Here is a 17,741-nt window from a genome sequence, read left to right on the forward strand (position 1 = left end):
CTTGGTTACTCAGCAACTTCCTCTGCCCATTGGGGATTCCGGTGCTCCCAGTTTTGAGAATTATTATCTCGCTGCGGCCAACCGCGAGTCTGTTGCAGCGGTAGAACGCTGCGGGCAAGGAAAAGGAGATCGTTTTCTTTGCCTCCGAGGACCTTCGGGGGTAGGAAAAACTCACTTATTGCTTGCTGCTTGTCAGATCGCGGCCCAAAAGGGTGAGCGGGTTGCTTATGTTCCCTTGAAACGGGCCGTTATCATGGCGCCCGAAATTCTGGGGGGATTGGAGGTTGCCGCCTTCGTTGCCATTGATGATATCGATCATATTGCCGGTTACCGTCATTGGGAAGAGTCCTTGCTTCACCTTTATAATCTCCTGCAGGAGGGGCGAGGCCGGCTCCTGCTGGCTTCCACCGATAAACCTAGTACGCTCCATTGGCTTTTGCCCGATCTCCGCTCCCGCTTAGGATGGGGGCTGGGTTATCAGCTCCAGCCCTTGGACGATCATCAAAAGCATGCCGCGTTACAATTCCAGGCCGCGAAAAGAGGCTTGGAGTTGCCAGATGAGGTAGCAGGTTTTTTATTACGCCATAGCGAGCGGGATATGCACTCTTTGAGCAGTATACTGGCACAGTTAGAGCGTGCCTCCATGGCGGCTCAGAGGCGGCTGACTGTTCCTTTTGTACGGCAAGTTTTAGACATATAACCCCGTTAACCACAATAGGGCTTTTCATTTTGTTGTTTCGAACCCCACCTCTGCGTTTAACGCTTCTTGTGCCAGGACTTGCTCAGGCGCTAGAAGCAAGAGCCATAGAGGGGGAGGGGGCGCGGCTACCTTTTCTGGAATGCATCATAGGACAGGCAGACGTAGAGGCGCTTACCACACCACTGTATGAAACTTTGCTCTTTGCTTTATTTGGCATTTCTCAATCAGGAACGATGGATGTTCCCTTGGCGCCACTAATGTATTCCTGGGATAAGGGGGGTGGCTCCCCTGAGCCGGGGTGGTGGTTACGGGCAGATCCCGTCTGTTTGCACCCTGATCGGGATCGGCTCGTGCTTTTTGGACCCTCTCACCTACAGTTGAGCAGAACTGAGTCCCAGTCCTTAGCAAAGAGGGTGGCGCCCTTATTTACTGAATATGGTTGGCAATTTCAGGCCCTAGAGCCAGATCGCTGGTATCTTCGGTTGCCCCAGCCGGAGCAGGTTACTTTTACCGCTTTGACTGCGCTCGAGGGAAAGTATATTGAGCCAGGACTTCCCTCGGGCCCCAATAGTTCCCGTTGGCGGACTCTGCTCAATGAAATCCAGATGCTCCTCCATGATTGCCCTATCAATCTCGAGCGAGAGAAGCAGGGGCTTCCGTTGGCGAATAGTGTATGGTTTTGGGGGGCGGGGGAAGCGCCATCATACCCCATTCCGCCTCTGTGGCGGCAGATTGGTTGGGACCACAATCCCCTTCTTCAAGCCTTGGCTGCTTATTGCGAGATTCCAGGCAGACCTGTGCCGGAAGGGGCTACAGTCTGGTTGGCACAAAATTCAACCATACCGGGTGACTATTTGGTGGGATTGGATTCTTTATTGCACACACCAGACTCTTTCCCTTGTGCTGGAGCTTTGCAAGCATTGGAAGAGAACTGGTTTAGCATTTTATACGCGGCCTTACGCAACAGACAGTTAGCCAGCTTAACCTTCTATCCGATGAATGGGTATCGCTATCATTTAACTTGGCAGCGAAGCTGGCGTTTATGGCGGCGTCCGCGCTCTCTTATAAAAAGCGTGGGGGGTTAAGTCCCTACAAATAAAAATTCAAGTACTAAACGATTATTAATGGCGGAGAAAGTTCTCAAACAGCGGCCTGTTAACGAGCTTGAATGGCCAGAGGCAATCCATCCGATATTACGCCGGGTGTATGGCGCGCGAGGGATCAAGGCTCCAGATGAGCTCGACTATACCCTGGAGCGTTTACCTTCTCCATGGTTGCTGAGCAATATCAAAATGGCAGTGACCTTATTAATGGAAGCCCTCGTACGGGATTGGCGGATTCTGGTGGTCGCTGATTTTGATGCGGATGGCGCCACTAGCTGCGCGGTGGCTGTGCGGGCGCTTCGCTTAATGGGTGCCCATAAAGTAGATTATTTGGTCCCCAACCGTTTTATCCACGGCTACGGCCTTACCCCCGCCATTGTGGCGGAGGCGATGGCCCGGGGCCAGCCGGATCTCATTATTACCGTGGACAATGGGATATCCAGTCTGGCCGGCGTACAAGCGGCGCGAGCGGCCAATATTCGTGTGCTTATCACGGATCACCACTTGCCAGGAATATCCTTGCCAGCCGCGAATGCTATTGTCAACCCTAACCTTCCCAATGATCCTTTTCCCAGCACTTGCCTCGCAGGGGTGGGTGTTATTTTTTATGTCATGCTAGCTTTACGGGCCCACCTAAGGGAGCAAGGCTGGTTTATTCGCAGAGATGAGCAGGAACCAGCGCTTGCTCCCCTGCTGGACTTGGTTGCGCTTGGCACGGTCGCTGATGTGGTGCCGCTGGATCAGATTAATCGGATCTTGGTTGCCCAAGGACTGGCCCGCATTCGGCAGAGCCGCTGCTGCGCTGGTATTCAGGCACTCGTGGCTTGCGCTCGACGCCCTCTTGAAACCTTGACCACCAGTGATCTGGGTTTTGCGGTAGGGCCACGGCTAAATGCCGCAGGGCGCTTGGAGGATATGAGCCTTGGTATTGCTTGTTTATTAACCGATTCCCTGGAGCTGGCGCAACAACAGGCTAATCAGCTTGATGGGCTCAATCGTGAGCGGCGAGAGATTGAGTCGACTATGCAAGAGCAAGCAGTAACTCATCTGGAAAATTTGGTTTTTCAAGGAGAAGAGAGGGCGCCACTAGGCTATTGTTTATTTGATGAATCGTGGCATCAAGGCGTAATCGGCCTGCTCGCTGCTCGCATTCGGGAGCGGGTCTATCGTCCAGTAATTGCTTTTGCTCCCCATGATAGTGAGGAGTTGAAGGGATCGGCCCGTTCCATTCCAGGGCTTCACATTCGTGATGCTTTGGATAGAGTAGCAACTTGCTATCCCGATTTGCTGACTAAATTTGGTGGTCATGCGATGGCTGCCGGTTTAAGTTTGCGGCGGGGCCATCTAGAGCCCTTCCGCGTTGCTTTTTTGGAGGTACTAGAAACTCTGCTTGATAAGGAAGCCTTGGAGGATGTTATTCTCAGCGATGGCAGCTTAGAACAGTGGGATCTAGAAATGGCGGAAACCTTGCGGAACGGTGGTCCTTGGGGGCAGGGATTTCCGGAGCCCTTGTTTGATGGGGTATTTCGGGTAGCAGGGTTTCGTATTGTGGGCGAAGCGCACCTTAAGCTGACGCTGACGACCCTGGATGGTCGACAGCAACTGGAAGGAATTGCCTTTCGCTGCCTCCCACCCGACGGGTTTGCGCTTGGCATAAAAATAAGGCTTGCTTATCGGTTGGATGTCAATATATATCGAGGTTCGCGGACAGCGCAATTGATGGTGGAGCACTTAGAGTTGATTTAATTTAGGCAGATATGGCAAAGCCTTTTAAAATTATTGGACTCATCGGCAAGCAAAAAGATCCCCGGATAGCCGAGTCATTACAGCAGGTCGCCGATTTTTTGGTGGCAAAAGGGTTGACGCTCATGATTGATCAGGAGACCGCCGCCCTTTTTCCTAGCCACCATTGGGAGGCCGTAACGCGCCATGAATTAGGCCAGCGTTGTGACTTGGCGATTGTCGTTGGCGGTGATGGAACTTTACTCCATGTTGCGCGGAGTCTAGCGGACTCAGGGATTCCCCTGCTTGGTATCAAACTGGGCCGGCTTGGATTCCTTGCTGATGTGCTGCCGGAAGCTTTGGGCACGGATCTGGCTGCGATGTTAGCGGGACACTACCGGGAAGAGGAGAGATTTTTGCTTCAGGCGGAACTGGAACAGGAGAGTCAATCTTATCTTATTGGTACGGCTTTGAATGATATCACTACACATATTCGAGAAGTGGTCCGCTTGATTGAGTTTGAGACTTACATCAACGGTCGTTTTCTCAATAGTCAGCGTTCCGATGGTTTAGTAGTAGCGACACCCACCGGTTCCACCGCCTATGCGCTTTCCGCAGGCGGACCTATCCTGGATGTCAATCTCAATGCGATGGTGCTGGTCTCTATTTGTCCTCATGCTCTCAGCAACCGGCCCCTTGTTATCGATGCCGATAGCTTGGTTGAGATCGTAATTAGTGAATATAACACCACGCCGGGTCAAGTGAGCTGTGACGGCCAGCCAGGAATAGCCTTAAAGGTGGGTGATAAGGTCAAGATATATAAGCGGCCAGGCAGGGTTCGGTTGATCCATCCAACAGCTCATGACCACTATTCCATTTTACGTGCCAAGCTGCACTGGGGGCGAAAGCTCGGGTGATTAGAGAGCTGCTTGTTCGGGATCTCGCTATTATCACTGAGTTAGTGTTGCCCCTGGAAACGGGGATGACAGCCTTGACAGGAGAAACCGGGGCAGGAAAATCTATTTTGGTAGATGCGCTGGGGCTAGTGCTGGGCGACCGGGGGGATGTGAATTTAATACGCCATGGCCAAGAACGGGCCGAAGTGAGCGCTATTTTTGAGCTTGGTGCTAATCGAGCCCTATTGACTTGGCTCCAAGCGCGGGACTTGGAACAGGATGAGGAATGCGTACTGCGGCGTATATTAAGCCGCGAGGGCCGATCGCGGGCCTATATTAATGGGCGTCCCGTGCCTATCCAAACATTGCGGGAAGTGGGGAGACAGCTGGTGGATATTTATGGCCAGCATGCTCACCAGTCTCTGTTGCGGCCCGGCGTTCAACGCTCTCTTCTGGATGCCTATGGCGCTCACACCTTGCTTTTTGATGAGTGGGATCGAGCTTACCGGCATTGGCGGCAGCTCAGCCAAGCCTTGGAGACTCTGACCCAAACGGCTGGTGAACAGGCCGCTCGTCTGGAATTGCTCCGCTATCAGGTTGAGGAGCTGGAGGCTTTCCGGGCTGAGCCAGGAGAGCTGGCGCGGCTGGAACAGGAACAACAGCAGCTAGCCCATGGGGCTGAATTGGTGCAAGGGGTTGAGCTGGCGCTGGATTTGCTGTACCAAAATGAGCAGGGCGCAATTTATGCGTTACTTGGCAAAGTAAGCCGCCAACTGGCGCAATTGGGAGCTATCGATCCTAAATTGACCCCCCTGGTGGAGTTGCTGGAAAACGCTGCTATTCAAATAGATGAGGCCGTTGGCGGGTTACGCCATTATTTGGATTCCATGGACATTGACCCGGAGCGTCTGCGGTGGGTTGAAGAGCGTCTATCCGGTTTCTATGATTTGGCGCGCAAGCATCGAATTGCGCCAGCAGAGCTCCCAACGTTAGCGGAACACCTGGCATCAGAACTGAGGCAGATGGAGAGCGTTGATAATCGCCTTGGCAATCTGCAAGGGGAATTTGCTACTGCTTTGCAAACATGCCGGGCGCTGGCTGCCGATCTTAGCAAGGCCCGCGCCAGCGCAGCGGTAAAGTTAGCGCAAGGGGTCACCGAGGTGATGCAGTCTTTAGCCATGCCAGGAGGTTGTTTTAAGGTCATTCTGGCTTCCTTGAAGGAGCAGGAATTTTCAGCCCATGGCGCGGAACAGGTCCAGTTTCAGGTGAGTGCTAATCCTGGCCAGCCTCCGGGGCCTTTGAGCAAAGTCGCTTCAGGTGGGGAGTTATCACGTATTGGGCTGGCTATCCAGGTTCTGACTTCCCAATGGGGTGGGGTCTCGGCCTTAATCTTTGATGAGGTAGATGTGGGAATTGGAGGGGCCGTGGCAGAGACCGTGGGCGCCCGGCTGCGGGAGCTTGCTAAATATCGGCAGGTACTCTGTGTGACTCATCTTCCTCAGGTTGCCGCCCAAGCGCACGCTCAAATCCGCATAAGTAAATCTTACCAAAAGAAAACAGCCATTGTTGAGCTTACCTGCCTCGATGAGAAAGAGCGGGTAGAGGAGATTGCCCGTATGTTAGGAGGGCGGGAAATTACTGAACGTTCCCGTGCCCACGCCCATGAAATGCTAGAAATGGTCCGGCGAATAGAGTAAGGATTTCGGTGAAAGTTATGAAATATTCCTGGAGTACGCCAGGGGGGTAAAATCAGGGGGCAGAGAAGTCTCCCGAAGCTCTTTTTTCAGGGAAGAAAACGGATTTGTAAAATACTACCAGCCCATGCCACATTAGTTCTTAAATATCCGTTGATAAGGAGATGAACGCATGAACTGGGAATTACTGGGAGATTTTAACTGGGAATTATTGGGGAACTTTTTTGCCGCGCTAGTGGGGATACTCAACCCCGTTGGAAAGATTGCGGTCTGGTCCGAGCTGGCTGGTGATTTGCCTCCACCGGTTCGCTTTCGATTAGCTTTGTGGAACTGCCTGATTGCCGCTGGATTGCTGCTCTTATTCTTATGGCAGGGCCAGTCCATTTTGAGCTTTTTTGGGATTCAGCTCCCCGCTTTTAAAGTAGGGGGAGGCGCCCTTCTATTCATTACGGCGGTTTCCCTCTTTGAAGGAAAAGTAAAGGAGAACTTTCATCTCCCGCAGGAAGGAAAATCCGGGCCGAATCCTCCATCCATGCCTCAATCTCCCGTTCAGAGCGGGCTCGCTTGGATTACTTCTTTTTTTCGCGGGCATCGGGTACCTGCAGAGAAAGAGAAGTCAAGATCGTCCTCTGAGCTTGAGGTCCAGCGCTTGCTTCCCCACACCATAGTGCCGATGGCGGTTCCCTTGCTGGCAGGGCCAGGGACCTTGACCATAGCCATTCTTTTCGGTCTCAGGGCAGAGGGTAGGGGTGAATTTTTGCAGCTTTCGGGAGTGTTGTTATTGAGCCTTTTCTTTGTCCTAGGTTTGCTTAGCGTAGGTCCTTGGCTTGAGAGACGAGTAGGAAAGCCTTTGCTTTCGGCTTTGATGCGAATTTTTGCGTTGCTGCTAGCGGGAATTGCTGCTCAGCTTATCCTTGAGGGACTGGAACCCGTTATATCGGGAGTCGCTCTGTAGTATTTCTCCTTGGCGTAAGTGTTGAGCTCAAAGGAAACCCATGGCATTGCGGGGCAATATTATCAAGGAAGGATTATAAGGTTCGGCTTGTCCGTTTTAACCGAAAGGTGCGGGCCACGATCAGGAGAGCAAAGAAGTCATAAAGAGTATGCACCACCATGGGTATGAGTAAATTTCGCTGCCCGCTGGCATCAAGCAAGAGGCCAAGATAAGTGCCCATCAATCCTGCTAGTAATGCGTAGGCTTGGGTAATGAAGTGGGCTAGGGCAAATATCAGATTGCTGCCTATTAAACCTAGCGTGGTTCCTCCTACGGACTCTATCCAAGGCTGCAGAAAGCCGCGAAAAAATAATTCTTCGCAAATACCGGCAAGCAGCGCAATGAGCAGTAAATCGTACCAGCGGCAAGTATCCAGATAAGGACCCAGGGTTTCGATTAGAAACCGCTTGATGGGCTCTAATGGCCCCACTGGAAAGCGGTAGGAGAGCCAAAAGAGCACCATCAAGGGCAGGGTTCCCACTACGGCTAAGCCAAATGCGGGCCAGCTAAAGATAAGGTGGGCAAGTGGATCGACGCCGGCAAGCCACCCCAAGATCCAGCCCGCGAGCGCTAACCCACCTTCAAACACAATCGTTAGGGTAAGAAAATTTACCCGATTGAGAAGAGGGTGGGGAGGAGAGGCCAATATCTTAGCGATGATTCAGGGAGGCTGGGTTTTTCAAAAGGTAGGTTAAGTTTTTTTTACCTTTTGATCCTTACTGAACTCAGCCTGTTGGCAATCAGCGCAGATACCGTAAATGTAGAGGCAATGATCCGTCATATTGAATCCGGCCTTACGAGCAAGTTCTTCTTGCTGCTTTTCAATGATTTCATTTACAAACTCTTCGATTTTACCGCAGCGGACACATAATAGATGATCATGGTGCTCGCCACTATCCATTTCGAATACAGAATGGACACCGCCACTCTGGCCTCCTTCAAAGTAGTGACGGGAAACGAGGCCAGCGGCTTCAAATTGGGTAAGTACCCGGTAGACGGTAGCAAGCCCAATTTCTTCACCTTGATCAAGCAAGGCTTTATAAACATCCTCCGCGCTCATATGGCGCTGAGAACTGGTTTCCAGGATTTCTAGCACTTTAAGGCGTGGTAAAGTTACCTTAAGGCCAGCTTTGCGCAGGTCTTGGCTTTCCAAGATACGGGTCCTCATCATAGAATGTTCTTTAGGGGGTTACTGTCAGGTATCATCGCTCTCCGTTACTGGGATGACAGTAACCGTTAACGAATCCTTAACTATCTATTATCGGAGTTAACTGCTTACGTGTTGCAATTATCAGCTTATGGGCATTCACCGACCGAGCTCCTGCCCGGTTGCTCACTACGTTTTTCCTGCTTCATCGGAGCCCCTATTCTCGCCCGCTTCTGCCGGGCTGTCGTTGGGAGGCTGTGCCCCTCCACAGGTATCACTTCCCGCGCTCCTCGCGGTAGCCAACGTGGATGCGCCGCTCTTCCGATAACAACCCCAGGCCGCCTTATTGCGACCACATCCTAGCCTCAATAGGTTGTATATGAAAAAAACGCCACAGTCAACAGCACTTCACATGGCCCTCGCCTTCGCAGCAAAGCTTCACTTCGCGCTCTCAGCAGGGGCTCGTCATGCGTCCATGCACTCCTTCAATGTTTAAGCTTCTCATTTTTATCGTTGGATGTGCAAGTATTGCGCTGACCGGATGTAGTATTGAGCGTTTGCCAGGTGTTTATAGAATTGATGTCCAGCAAGGTAACGTCATTACTCAAGAGATGCTGGAGAAGTTAAGCCCAGGGATGAGCAAGCAGCAAGTGAGCTTCGTTTTAGGTAGCCCTCTCCTAATTGATAGCTTCCATCCTGACCGCTGGTATTATATTTATAGCTTCAAGCCGGGTAATGAGCGCCGGAAGCAGCGCACTATTACTATGTGGTTTGAGGAAGGTAAGCTTTCCTATGTAGGTGGAGATGTTGAAATAGGCATCCAGAGGGGATTACAACAGGAACGGAGAGAGGGTCCCGTGTCAATCTCCGTGCCGCCGCGCCAGGAGGATGAGGGCTTGCTAGGCAGCTTGATGGATATGTTAGATTTTAGTGACTCTTCTTCTGAGGATGAGGATACGAAAGAAAATCTGCGGGGGAGCAGTGAAGATACTGCTTTGCCGCCTTCCCTAGAGAGTGAAATCAACAAAAACCCTGTTTTCTTCCGTTCTTCCCCCTAATTGGAGTGAAGAAAACCATTTTTACTTTGCTTGCCGTGCTTTAGTGGCTCGCTCCCGGCGAGCTTGCTTGGGATCGGCAATGAGGGGCCGGTAGATTTCTATCCGGTTACCAAAGCAAAGGGGAGCATCTCGTTTCGAGAGCTTACCAAAAATACCTACCTTATTTTTGTCCAAATCGATTTCGGGAAACTGTTCCAGAATACCCGATGCCTGGATGGCGGCTTCCAAAGTAGTATTTTCAGGCACTGATGCTTTAAGGATAACTTGCTTATCAGGACGAGCATAGGCCACCTCAACGGTCATCATTTTAACGCTGGCCATAGCAATCCTTGGCTCGGTTGCAGAAAGAATCAACGAGCGATGCGGTGATTTCGCTAAATATGGGACCAAAAGCCAGGCTAATGAGCCGGTTTGAGAATTCAAACTCCATGGCAAGGGAGACCCGGCAGCCCTCATCTTCGCCGATGGGATCAAAACGCCAAAAACCTTCTAGATGATGGAAAGGCCCCTTGATTAAACGCATCTCAATAATCTTGTTCTTTTGCATCCGATTGTGGGTGGTAAACGATTTATGGATGGCCCCACGGGCAATTTCAATAGTGGCGTAAACTTCGTCTATATTACGGCTGTGGATTTCAGTGGCGCGACACCACGGAAGGAATTTTGGATAAGCCTCAATATCATCCACGAGGGCGAACATTTCAGCCGGAGAATAGGGAACTAAAGCGCTGCGGTTTAATGTAGTCATAGAACATATAGTTTAATCGATTTAGAGCACCACTCGCATTAAGAAATATAATAATAACCGTTACCAGGGTAATAAAACGAGCGGGATAAGCCATGATGGGTACGCTTACCCACCGCCCATATTTAAATTTTTCGGCACCGGAGTTGGATTACGGAATCTAGCCGATAAATACGGCAATGATCTCTTAAGAATAACATATTCCCCGCCTTGGAGTTTCGCCATGACTAGCTAGGTGAGGACAGACCGAACCGCAGCTAGCCATGGCGAAACTCCAAGGCGGGTTATAATGTGGAGAGCCTAGGGGGGTGAAGTTAAAGCGCTTCTGTATACAGGTAGGAAAACAGCGCTATTTCTGGAATTGTGGCAAATAAAGCCATTGCTGAGAAATGCGAATTTATCGGACTGATTGAAATTTTGAATGGATAAAATTTTAATCAGTTACAATGAAGGAGTACAGGGATGTACGCCGACTCCCTAGCGAAAGCGCAGGGATAGGCTTATGGGGCGATCAGTCCCGGTCGCGAACGTTAGCCGCCAACTCCGAAAAATTGTAAGTTACCTAATTGATTATGGCTAAAAGTAAAAAGAAATCGTCCGGTACTTCAAGTAATGTCATTGCTTTGAACCGCAAGGCGCGCCATGATTATTTCATTGAAGAGCGCTACGAAGCGGGCCTTGTGCTTGAAGGCTGGGAGGTCAAGAGTCTGCGGGCAGGACGAGTACAGTTGAACGAAGGCTACTGCCTTCTTAAAGGAGGGGAGGTGTGGCTGTTCGGTGTCCACCTCAGTCCTTTGAACACCGTTTCGACCCATATTCATCCGGACCCTTTGCGAACTCGAAAACTGCTACTTCATGCCAAGGAACTGCGTAAGCTTATCGGGGCGGTGGAACGCAAGGGCTACGCATTGATTCCCTTGACTTTATATTGGAAAAGAGGGCGCGTAAAATTGGAAATTGCCTTAGCCAAGGGTAAGCAGAAATATGACAAGCGTGCTACTGAAAAAGAAAAGGAATGGACCCGGCAGAAAGAGCGTTTATTAAAAGTCCATAAATTCACACGAAGGGGACTGCCTGCTTTAGCTGGCAGGGGAATTGGCATCCTCCGTAAGTTTGTTGTTTTCCGACAAAAATCAATGTAGTATAATTTCTTTATGGAAATTGTACGCACGACTAAAACCCGGCTGGATTGGGACGTAGCAGCGGCGAAGCGCACTGTTGAGGCGTGGTCGGCAGCATGCAATGACATCAGCCAGCAGGCTTTCGCTCAGGGCTGTCTTTCCAATACCGTGCGTTTGCATCGGCTGGTTTATAGGGATATTCGCACCCGTTTTGGGCTTTCCGCCCAGGTGGCGCAGAATGCGATTCGTCACGTGGCGAGCAAGTATGCCGGTGCGCGAATAAAAAAGATTCAACTCAAGCGTCCTGTCACCTTTTCCAAACAGTGTGCGGTCGCCCTTCAAGGCGGTGAGCGTGGCCGTGACTTTGGTTTTAGGCACAAGGGCGTCAGCCTCTGGACCGTGGACGGGCGTATCAAAGGCCTTCCCTTCCACGGCGAACCTCGCCTTTGTGAATACCTTTCTGAGTGGAAGATGGGTGATGGGCGTTTGTTCATCGGCAAGGGCAAAGTGTACTTGTCGATTTCTTTTAAGCGCGAAGTCGAGACTGTCTTCAAGCCCAACGATGCCGTGGTCGGCGTAGACCGAGGTATCCGCGTATTGGCGACCGTCACCGACGGCCAACGCCAGCTTTTCTTCGGTGGCGGACACACCCACCATGTGCGCAACCGTTACGCCAAAACCCGCGCTTCTCTCCAAAAGAAAAAGGCACGAACGGGTAGCCGCTCCACGCGGCGCACCCTGAAACGGTTGTCTGGCCGAGAGCGACGCTTTATGAGAAACGATAACCACGTGATGAGTCGTCGTATCGTTGATTTTTCCAGGGACACGGGCAATCCAACGATTGCCGTAGAAGACCTAGGCGGTATCCGCAACGGGCGCAAACTTAGAAAGCAACAGCGCACGGATCTCAACCGCTGGGCCTTTTATGAGTTGGAGCAATTTATCCGTTACAAGGCGGACACCTTTGGTATGGAGGTGATCGGGGTTGACCCGAAGTACACCAGTCAGGGCTGTTCCCGCTGTGGTCATACTGAAAAAGATAATCGACATCAACATCGGTTCCTCTGCAAAGCGTGTGGTTATGAACTACACGCTGATTTAAATGCCTCTCGCAATATTCGCCTGAGAGGTATCCTGGCAAGGCAAGTTCTTTGCGAGGATGGGTCGCTGTCATGCGGCCCTGAAGCACGGCTCGTTGATCCAGGCTCGAAACCTGGGGAGGGCGCGGGCAAGCCGTCTGCTTTAGCTGTGACGGTACATGACTAACTTCTCTTGGCAGGGAACTTCTATTTTGGTTACACTGTCTCACTTAGAGTAAGTTGGAAGGGCTGATGGGTTTCTGCTGAAAGGCAGCGATACAGTTTTCTACCAAATGGTGTCAGCCATAGCAACAAGGTTTTTCTTAAAACAATTCCTGAGGGGGCGACCTGGCTTCGACGCGGGTAGCAAAACCTAAGGGGCATGCCGAGGTGCAGTGACCTCGTTAATCACGCTGCAACATTATAGTTGCCAACGACGACAACTACGCACTCGCTGCTTAAAACCCAGTAGGGTGCCGTCTGACTGAAGCCGTGCTTGTGCGTTCAGATTTCAGGCGTCGATTCTCACAAGATCGCGGTGAAGTTCTCCCAGGGCAGACCCGCTAAAACTTTACTGGGATCGCCGTATGTTTTCCTTGCCCGTCGGGTAGCATGCGGTTAAATTAATGACTGGGCTATGCATGTAGAACCGAAGGCGGAGTACTTGTGGACGCGGGTTCGATTCCCGCCGCCTCCACCAATTGAACATCCAGCGAAATCCAGAAACATCCTAAAACCCGCGTAACAGCGGGTTTTTTTATGGGTTTTTGTTTTCTCGGAGGGCCAGCAACATCCATCGACATCCAGGGGCAACCTTGGGGGCAAGCGAGTTGCCCCCATGCCACTGACAGATACTACGATTCGTAACGCCAAGCCTGGTGATAAGGCCAAAAAGCTGTTTGACAGTGGTGGGTTGTATCTGGAAGTTGCCCCCAGCGGGGGTAAGTGGTGGCGATTGAAGTACCGCTTTGGGGGCAAGGAGAAACGGCTGTCCCTGGGCGTGTATCCCGAGGTGTCACTGAAGGATGCTCGCGAGCGGCGCGATGAGGCCCGTAAACTGCTGGCCAATGAAATTGATCCCAGCGAGAACCGTAGGGCCAAGAAGGCCGCAAGGGAAGAGCGGGTGGCTAACAGTTTTGAGGTGGTAGCGCGGGAATGGTTTGCCAAGCATGTCCCCAACTGGTCGGAAAGTCATGGCGACCGGATTATCCGCCGGATTGAGCGGCGGGGGGCTTTGGAAACCGTCCACCGTGCCTTGAGCAATTGCGGGCAGGTGTTTCGGCTATGCTATTGCCACTGGCCGCGCTGCGCGCGATCCTTCTCAAGACCTGCGGGGCGCCTTGCCGCCGGTTTAAGAGTCAACACTTTGCAGCTGTCACCGAACCGAAAGAGATTGCCGAGATCCTGAGGGCCATTGGCAGCTATGTATGAAGGCACTCTCACTGTGCGCTGCGCCCTGCGTCTTGCGCCGCTGGTTTTCGTGCGGCCCGGTGAACTGCGCAAGGCCGAGTGGGTTGACATTGACTTGGATGCCGCCGAGTGGCGTTATACCGTTACCAAGACCAATACGCCCCATCGGTTCAAGCTGAAAATGCCGGGTCCCGCATAACAGACGGAATGTTGGGCAGTGGCGATCAGCTCAGCAATACGGCTTGAGGAGAGGCGGCAAAATAATGGCTCTGTGTTCATTTATTCTTGATTTCCCCCTGCCGCCAGCCCCGCCAGCACTTCCCGGAAGCTATTCAGGCCCGCTTCCAGGTTCTCGATGATCTCTTCCGCCAATTCCTCGGGCTCGGGGAGATTGTCGAGATCCGTCAGGCTTTTATCCTTGAGCCAGAATAGATCCAGGCTAGTCTTGTCCCGAGCGGCCAGCGTCTCATAATTGAATTTGCGCCAGCGGCCTTCCGGGTTTTTTTCCCCATGCCAGCTCTCCCGGCGTTCATGCCGGTTCGTTGGATGATAGCAGGCGATGAACTCGGCCAGGTCCTCATAGCGCATGGGCTTCTTTTTCAGGGTGTGGTGGACATTGGTGCGATAGTCGTAGTACCACACTTCCTTCGTCCACGGGTGCGGACTGGCCTCCCGGTTATCGAAAAAGAGCACATTAGCCTTGACCCCATGGGCATAGAAGATACCGGTGGGGAGCCGTAGGATGGTATGCAGATCGGTATTTTCCAGTAGCTTGCGGCGGATCGTTTCGCCGGCCCCGCCCTCGAACAGCACATTATCCGGCACCACCACGGCCGCCTTGCCGGTAGTCTTGAGCAGGGTGCGAATGTGCTGAACGAAGTTGAGCTGCTTATTGGAAGTGGTGGCCCAGAAGTCCTGGCGGTTGTAGGTCAGATCGTCGCTCTCCTGCTCTCCCTCCTCGTTGGTGAAGCTCATGGCGCTCTTTTTGCCGAAGGGCGGATTGGCCAGCACATAATCATAGCTCTGGCCGCTGGGGGCCACCAGGGCGTCATTAGGGGAGATGGCGCTCTCCCCGTCGATTTCCCCAATGTGGTGCAGGAACATATTCATCAGGCACAAGCGCCGGGTATTGGCGACGATCTCGTTGCCGTGGAAGGTCTCGTGCTTGAGAAAATGCTTCTGGGCCTTATCCAGGGAATAGTGCTTGGGATCGCTCAGGAAATCGTAGGCGGCGAGGAAAAACCCGCCGGTGCCACAGGCTGGATCAGCGATGGTCCTGTCCGGCTCGGGGCGCACGCACTCGACGATGGCCTTAATCAAGGCGCGGGGGGTAAAATACTGGCCCGCCCCGGATTTGGTGTCCTCGGCGTTTTTCTCCAGCAAACCTTCGTAGATATCGCCCTTGATGTCGGCCCCCATCATGACCCATTGGACGCCGTCCACCATTTTGATGAGGCGGTAGAGTTTGGCCGGGTCCTGGATTTTGTTCTGGGCCTTGGTAAAGATTTGCCCGAGCATCCCCGGCCGCGCGCCCAGCGCTCGCAGCAACGCGATATAGTGTCCTTCCAGCTCCGCCCCCCGCTTGGTCTTGAGGCTCTGCCAGTTATATTCCGGCGGAATCCCCACCTCGCGGCGATAGGGCGGTTGGCTGTATTCGTCCGCCATCTTGAGGAAAATGAGGTAGGTGAGCTGTTCCAGGTAATCCCCATAACCCACGCCGTCGTCGCGCAGGGTAGTGCAGAAGCTCCAGACCTTGGAGATGATGGAGGCGGTGTTCATAGCTCGGTTTCACCCGCGTTGATGAGCAGGGTTCGGACGCAGGCTTCGAGTGGTGGTAAATGCTGGGTAATAACTGTCTTCACGGTAAGCGGGTCGATCTCACCCAGGTAGTTGTGTACCAGGATGTTGCGAAAACCGCTGATCTCCCGCCAAGGGATCTCGGGACAACTCGCTTTTTTCTCTTCCGGTAGCAGCTGGGTCGCCTCGGACAAGGTTTGCAGATTGCGTAAGACCGCATCGTAAAGTACCTCATCCTGGGTGAGATCGCCGCGCGCCTCGATGCGGCGGACTTTGGCAATGGCATCGAGGATATGCTTGGCATACGGTTGCCATGACTGGGTCATAGCTCTACGGCCTCTTTCAATATCTGGTCGCGAAGGTGCCTGTTGAGTTCATGTTCCGGGATCACTTCCACCCGCCGCTGGAGCAACGCCTCCAATCGCTCCGTCAAGGGCAGGCGTTGCGCGAACAGGTCATAACCCCGGGGAAACTCCACCAGAAAATCCACATCGCTATCAGGCCGTTCCTCGCCCCTGGCGACGGATCCAAAAATCCGAATGTGGCGGGCGCCATACTGACTCCCCAACGCAGCGATGGTCTCTTTTTTAGCGCGCAGCTCATCCAGTAACATGGGGGTTCCTCATCATTTCATCGCCTTTCCTTTATGCTCGATCTGCCCATGAGCGCCTCGTCTGAACGTTCCTTGATCCCGGTTTTCCTGCTGGGATTCCGGCTTGCCGTCGGCTTCCGGGTACGCCGCGTTGGGTGGGGTATTTTTTCCTTCTCGGCGCGAATACGTTCCAGCAGCTTGGAGGCGGGTTCGTCTTTGGGGTCCTGGGGAACAAGCTGGCCGGAAAAAGCTTTTTTGAGGATGGATTGGCGGAGGGATTTTAATCTTTGAAAATTCTCCTCTATTTCTACCTTGACTGCTGATATTGACGTAAGCTGTTCTTCCAACCTCGATACAATTATTTTTTGCTCCATTAGAGAACAATAAGGAATTGCAAGAGCGCTAATGGTCGTTTGGCTTACCGTATTCTGTCCCGCACTTGATACTTTGTTTAACTCAATGTAGCGACGAACAGTCTGGGTATCGAAAAGCATTTGAATATAGCTTGGTAGCACTATTCCCTGTGGGAACCGAAACCGAATGAAATGATCGCAGTAGGCCATTACATTATCGTGTTTAAACAGTATCATTCGCCCCACTAGGTTCGGGCTGCCATTTACTCGGATACATAAAAGATCATTCCTGCTAAGCTCATACTTCTGGATTTCTGTAGCATCGAGTTTTATAGACCTCAAATCTGAACTGTCTACTTCTTGATTTTTAATATCAGCCAACCTAATTACAGGAATCGGTTTACCCGAGGTACCTTGTCGCTTCGCTAATCCATTTTGAGTTGATTCAAACAACTCTCGGAGTTGAATACTGATCCAGCCATTTGGGAAATTTTTAGGTATTTTGAAACTGTTAATTTTTATAGCTAAAGATTTCTTAGGCTTCCCCGGCTTCTTCCCCTCTTTCCCCGTTGCCTCCCACGCTTTAACAGCCGCCTTCCATTCCTCCAGCTGCTGCTGGTAGCGGGCTTCACGCTCCTGCTGGATGCGGGCAAGGAGCTGCTCGGGCGACTCCAGTTTGTCCTTGTTCTCCTCGCGCCATTGGGCAGTGAGCTTGCCCTCGAAGGCATGTTTGAGCACTGCTTGGCGATAGACCTTCAACTGCTCGCGGGCGGTCTTGAGGCTTTCGATGCCTTTATCCAGCTCGGAGAAGAGTTCCTCGATTTTAGCGACGATGCGCTGTTGTTCGTTGTACGGCGGTAATCCTAGCGGCAGTGCTTCAATATCTTTTGCACTGATATTTTGAACGGCCATGCCTTTTGCCTGGCGAATTAGCTCACCTTCAATACTTGACAGATAAAGGCCAAAAAAACGTGAATCCATTTGAGATTCGTCAAATACTTCAATCTTCCCTGTCCGCTGATTTTGGAGTGCTGGAAAACCGTTTTTATAACGGCACACTTTCCCAATGGCACCAGACATTCCGATAAGAATATCTCCCTTGTTGATTACATACTGAGCGAATCGTTCTAGATATTCGGCTGGAAGATACACCGCCTCGCCAATATTGACTGCAGTCCCAATTAGCTGAGATTGCCTGATCAATGGAACGTCGCAATCATGCGTCTTGGTTTTCTTGAAGGCAGAGCTCCTGAATGCATACCCATTTCGAATTCGCGCTATATCTCCGAATCGACAAAACACCCACCCGGTTGGCTGTGAGGTTTGCATG

19 protein-coding genes and 1 other RNA gene are annotated in these 17,741 nt (G+C 52.0%); 12 read left to right on the forward strand and 8 right to left on the reverse strand.

What is annotated here, in order from left to right; genetic code table 11:
* The first annotated feature begins 1 nt into the window (after nt 1).
* The 6 genes from hda to NOC_RS06505 all read left to right on the forward strand — a co-directional run bounded on the left by hda (nt 2) and on the right by NOC_RS06505 (nt 7,070).
* Nucleotides 2-700, forward strand: a complete 699-nt coding sequence (hda, locus tag NOC_RS06480) for a DnaA regulatory inactivator Hda (protein WP_002811194.1) — start codon at nt 2-4, stop codon at nt 698-700.
* 29 nt (nt 701-729) lie between these two features.
* Entirely contained in the window at nt 730-1,785 is a 1,056-nt protein-coding gene (locus NOC_RS06485) for a hypothetical protein (protein WP_011330585.1), read from the forward strand.
* 39 nt (nt 1,786-1,824) lie between these two features.
* Complete coding sequence (gene recJ / locus NOC_RS06490) at nt 1,825-3,549, forward strand: single-stranded-DNA-specific exonuclease RecJ (protein WP_011330586.1); 1,725 nt, start codon at nt 1,825-1,827, stop codon at nt 3,547-3,549.
* Nucleotides 3,550-3,560: 11 nt separating this feature from the next.
* A complete protein-coding gene (locus NOC_RS06495) occupies nt 3,561-4,442 on the forward strand; it encodes an NAD(+) kinase (RefSeq protein WP_002810151.1) in 882 nt (293 codons plus the stop codon).
* The gene (gene recN, locus NOC_RS06500) at nt 4,439-6,118 is read left to right on the forward strand and encodes a DNA repair protein RecN (protein WP_002811606.1); all 1,680 of its coding nucleotides are present in this window, start codon (nt 4,439-4,441) and stop codon (nt 6,116-6,118) included. The genes NOC_RS06495 and recN overlap by 4 nt, the downstream gene beginning before the upstream one ends.
* A gap of 169 nt (nt 6,119-6,287) precedes the next feature.
* Entirely contained in the window at nt 6,288-7,070 is a 783-nt protein-coding gene (locus NOC_RS06505) for a MarC family protein (protein WP_002810732.1), read from the forward strand.
* Nucleotides 7,071-7,143: 73 nt separating this feature from the next.
* Here the strand turns inward: NOC_RS06505 and NOC_RS06510 are convergent, their stop codons facing one another.
* Together NOC_RS06510 and fur are read right to left on the reverse strand one after the other, a co-directional pair.
* Nucleotides 7,144-7,755 carry a CPBP family intramembrane glutamic endopeptidase gene (locus NOC_RS06510; protein WP_002809850.1) on the reverse strand — a complete coding sequence of 204 codons (612 nt, stop codon included), beginning with the start codon at nt 7,753-7,755 and terminating at the stop codon, nt 7,144-7,146.
* A 45-nt stretch (nt 7,756-7,800) separates the two neighbouring features.
* Nucleotides 7,801-8,280: a ferric iron uptake transcriptional regulator gene (gene fur, locus NOC_RS06515; RefSeq protein ID WP_002811305.1), complete on the reverse strand. Its 480-nt coding sequence runs from the start codon at nt 8,278-8,280 to the stop codon at nt 7,801-7,803.
* A gap of 464 nt (nt 8,281-8,744) precedes the next feature.
* Between fur and NOC_RS06520 the strand changes: the two genes are divergently transcribed.
* Nucleotides 8,745-9,314, forward strand: coding sequence for an outer membrane protein assembly factor BamE (locus NOC_RS06520; protein ID WP_002811492.1), 570 nt, complete (start codon nt 8,745-8,747; stop codon nt 9,312-9,314).
* A 21-nt stretch (nt 9,315-9,335) separates the two neighbouring features.
* Here NOC_RS06520 and NOC_RS06525 read toward each other — a convergent pair whose 3' ends face one another.
* Together NOC_RS06525 and NOC_RS06530 are read right to left on the reverse strand one after the other, a co-directional pair.
* Nucleotides 9,336-9,620 (reverse strand): RnfH family protein, encoded by a 285-nt coding sequence (locus tag NOC_RS06525; protein WP_231561652.1) that lies wholly within the window; start codon nt 9,618-9,620, stop codon nt 9,336-9,338.
* Nucleotide 9,621: 1 nt separating this feature from the next.
* Nucleotides 9,622-10,062 (reverse strand): type II toxin-antitoxin system RatA family toxin, encoded by a 441-nt coding sequence (locus tag NOC_RS06530; protein ID WP_002811465.1) that lies wholly within the window; start codon nt 10,060-10,062, stop codon nt 9,622-9,624.
* Between the two features lie 569 nt (nt 10,063-10,631).
* On the opposite strand from NOC_RS06530, the gene smpB reads away from it, so the two are divergent.
* From smpB to NOC_RS18120, 5 genes are all read left to right on the forward strand, one after another.
* The gene (gene smpB, locus NOC_RS06535) at nt 10,632-11,201 is read left to right on the forward strand and encodes an SsrA-binding protein SmpB (RefSeq protein ID WP_002809956.1); all 570 of its coding nucleotides are present in this window, start codon (nt 10,632-10,634) and stop codon (nt 11,199-11,201) included.
* 12 nt (nt 11,202-11,213) lie between these two features.
* The gene (locus NOC_RS06540) at nt 11,214-12,446 is read left to right on the forward strand and encodes an RNA-guided endonuclease InsQ/TnpB family protein (RefSeq protein WP_002810279.1); all 1,233 of its coding nucleotides are present in this window, start codon (nt 11,214-11,216) and stop codon (nt 12,444-12,446) included.
* Nucleotides 12,447-12,598: 152 nt separating this feature from the next.
* Nucleotides 12,599-12,959, forward strand: a transfer-messenger RNA (tmRNA) gene (gene ssrA / locus NOC_RS16775).
* Nucleotides 12,960-13,097: 138 nt separating this feature from the next.
* Nucleotides 13,098-13,667 (forward strand): tyrosine-type recombinase/integrase, encoded by a 570-nt coding sequence (locus tag NOC_RS06545; RefSeq protein WP_002809293.1) that lies wholly within the window; start codon nt 13,098-13,100, stop codon nt 13,665-13,667.
* A 6-nt stretch (nt 13,668-13,673) separates the two neighbouring features.
* Nucleotides 13,674-13,868 carry a hypothetical protein gene (locus NOC_RS18120; protein ID WP_244860085.1) on the forward strand — a complete coding sequence of 65 codons (195 nt, stop codon included), beginning with the start codon at nt 13,674-13,676 and terminating at the stop codon, nt 13,866-13,868.
* Between the two features lie 80 nt (nt 13,869-13,948).
* Here the strand turns inward: NOC_RS18120 and NOC_RS06550 are convergent, their stop codons facing one another.
* The 4 genes from NOC_RS06550 to NOC_RS06565 are packed head-to-tail and all read right to left on the reverse strand — an operon-like array spanning nt 13,949 to nt 17,740.
* The gene (locus NOC_RS06550) at nt 13,949-15,448 is read right to left on the reverse strand and encodes a type I restriction-modification system subunit M (protein WP_002808809.1); all 1,500 of its coding nucleotides are present in this window, start codon (nt 15,446-15,448) and stop codon (nt 13,949-13,951) included.
* Nucleotides 15,445-15,792 carry a HepT-like ribonuclease domain-containing protein gene (locus tag NOC_RS06555; RefSeq protein WP_002810449.1) on the reverse strand — a complete coding sequence of 116 codons (348 nt, stop codon included), beginning with the start codon at nt 15,790-15,792 and terminating at the stop codon, nt 15,445-15,447. Before NOC_RS06555 ends, NOC_RS06550 begins: the two co-directional genes overlap by 4 nt.
* Nucleotides 15,789-16,079, reverse strand: coding sequence for a nucleotidyltransferase family protein (locus NOC_RS06560; RefSeq protein WP_002809210.1), 291 nt, complete (start codon nt 16,077-16,079; stop codon nt 15,789-15,791). Before NOC_RS06560 ends, NOC_RS06555 begins: the two co-directional genes overlap by 4 nt.
* 17 nt (nt 16,080-16,096) lie before the next feature.
* Complete coding sequence (locus tag NOC_RS06565; protein ID WP_011330588.1) at nt 16,097-17,740, reverse strand: restriction endonuclease subunit S; 1,644 nt, start codon at nt 17,738-17,740, stop codon at nt 16,097-16,099.
* Between the last annotated feature and the right edge of the window lies 1 nt (nt 17,741).

It is taken from the genome of Nitrosococcus oceani ATCC 19707 (assembly GCF_000012805.1).
Lineage (GTDB): Bacteria > Pseudomonadota > Gammaproteobacteria > Nitrosococcales > Nitrosococcaceae > Nitrosococcus > Nitrosococcus oceani.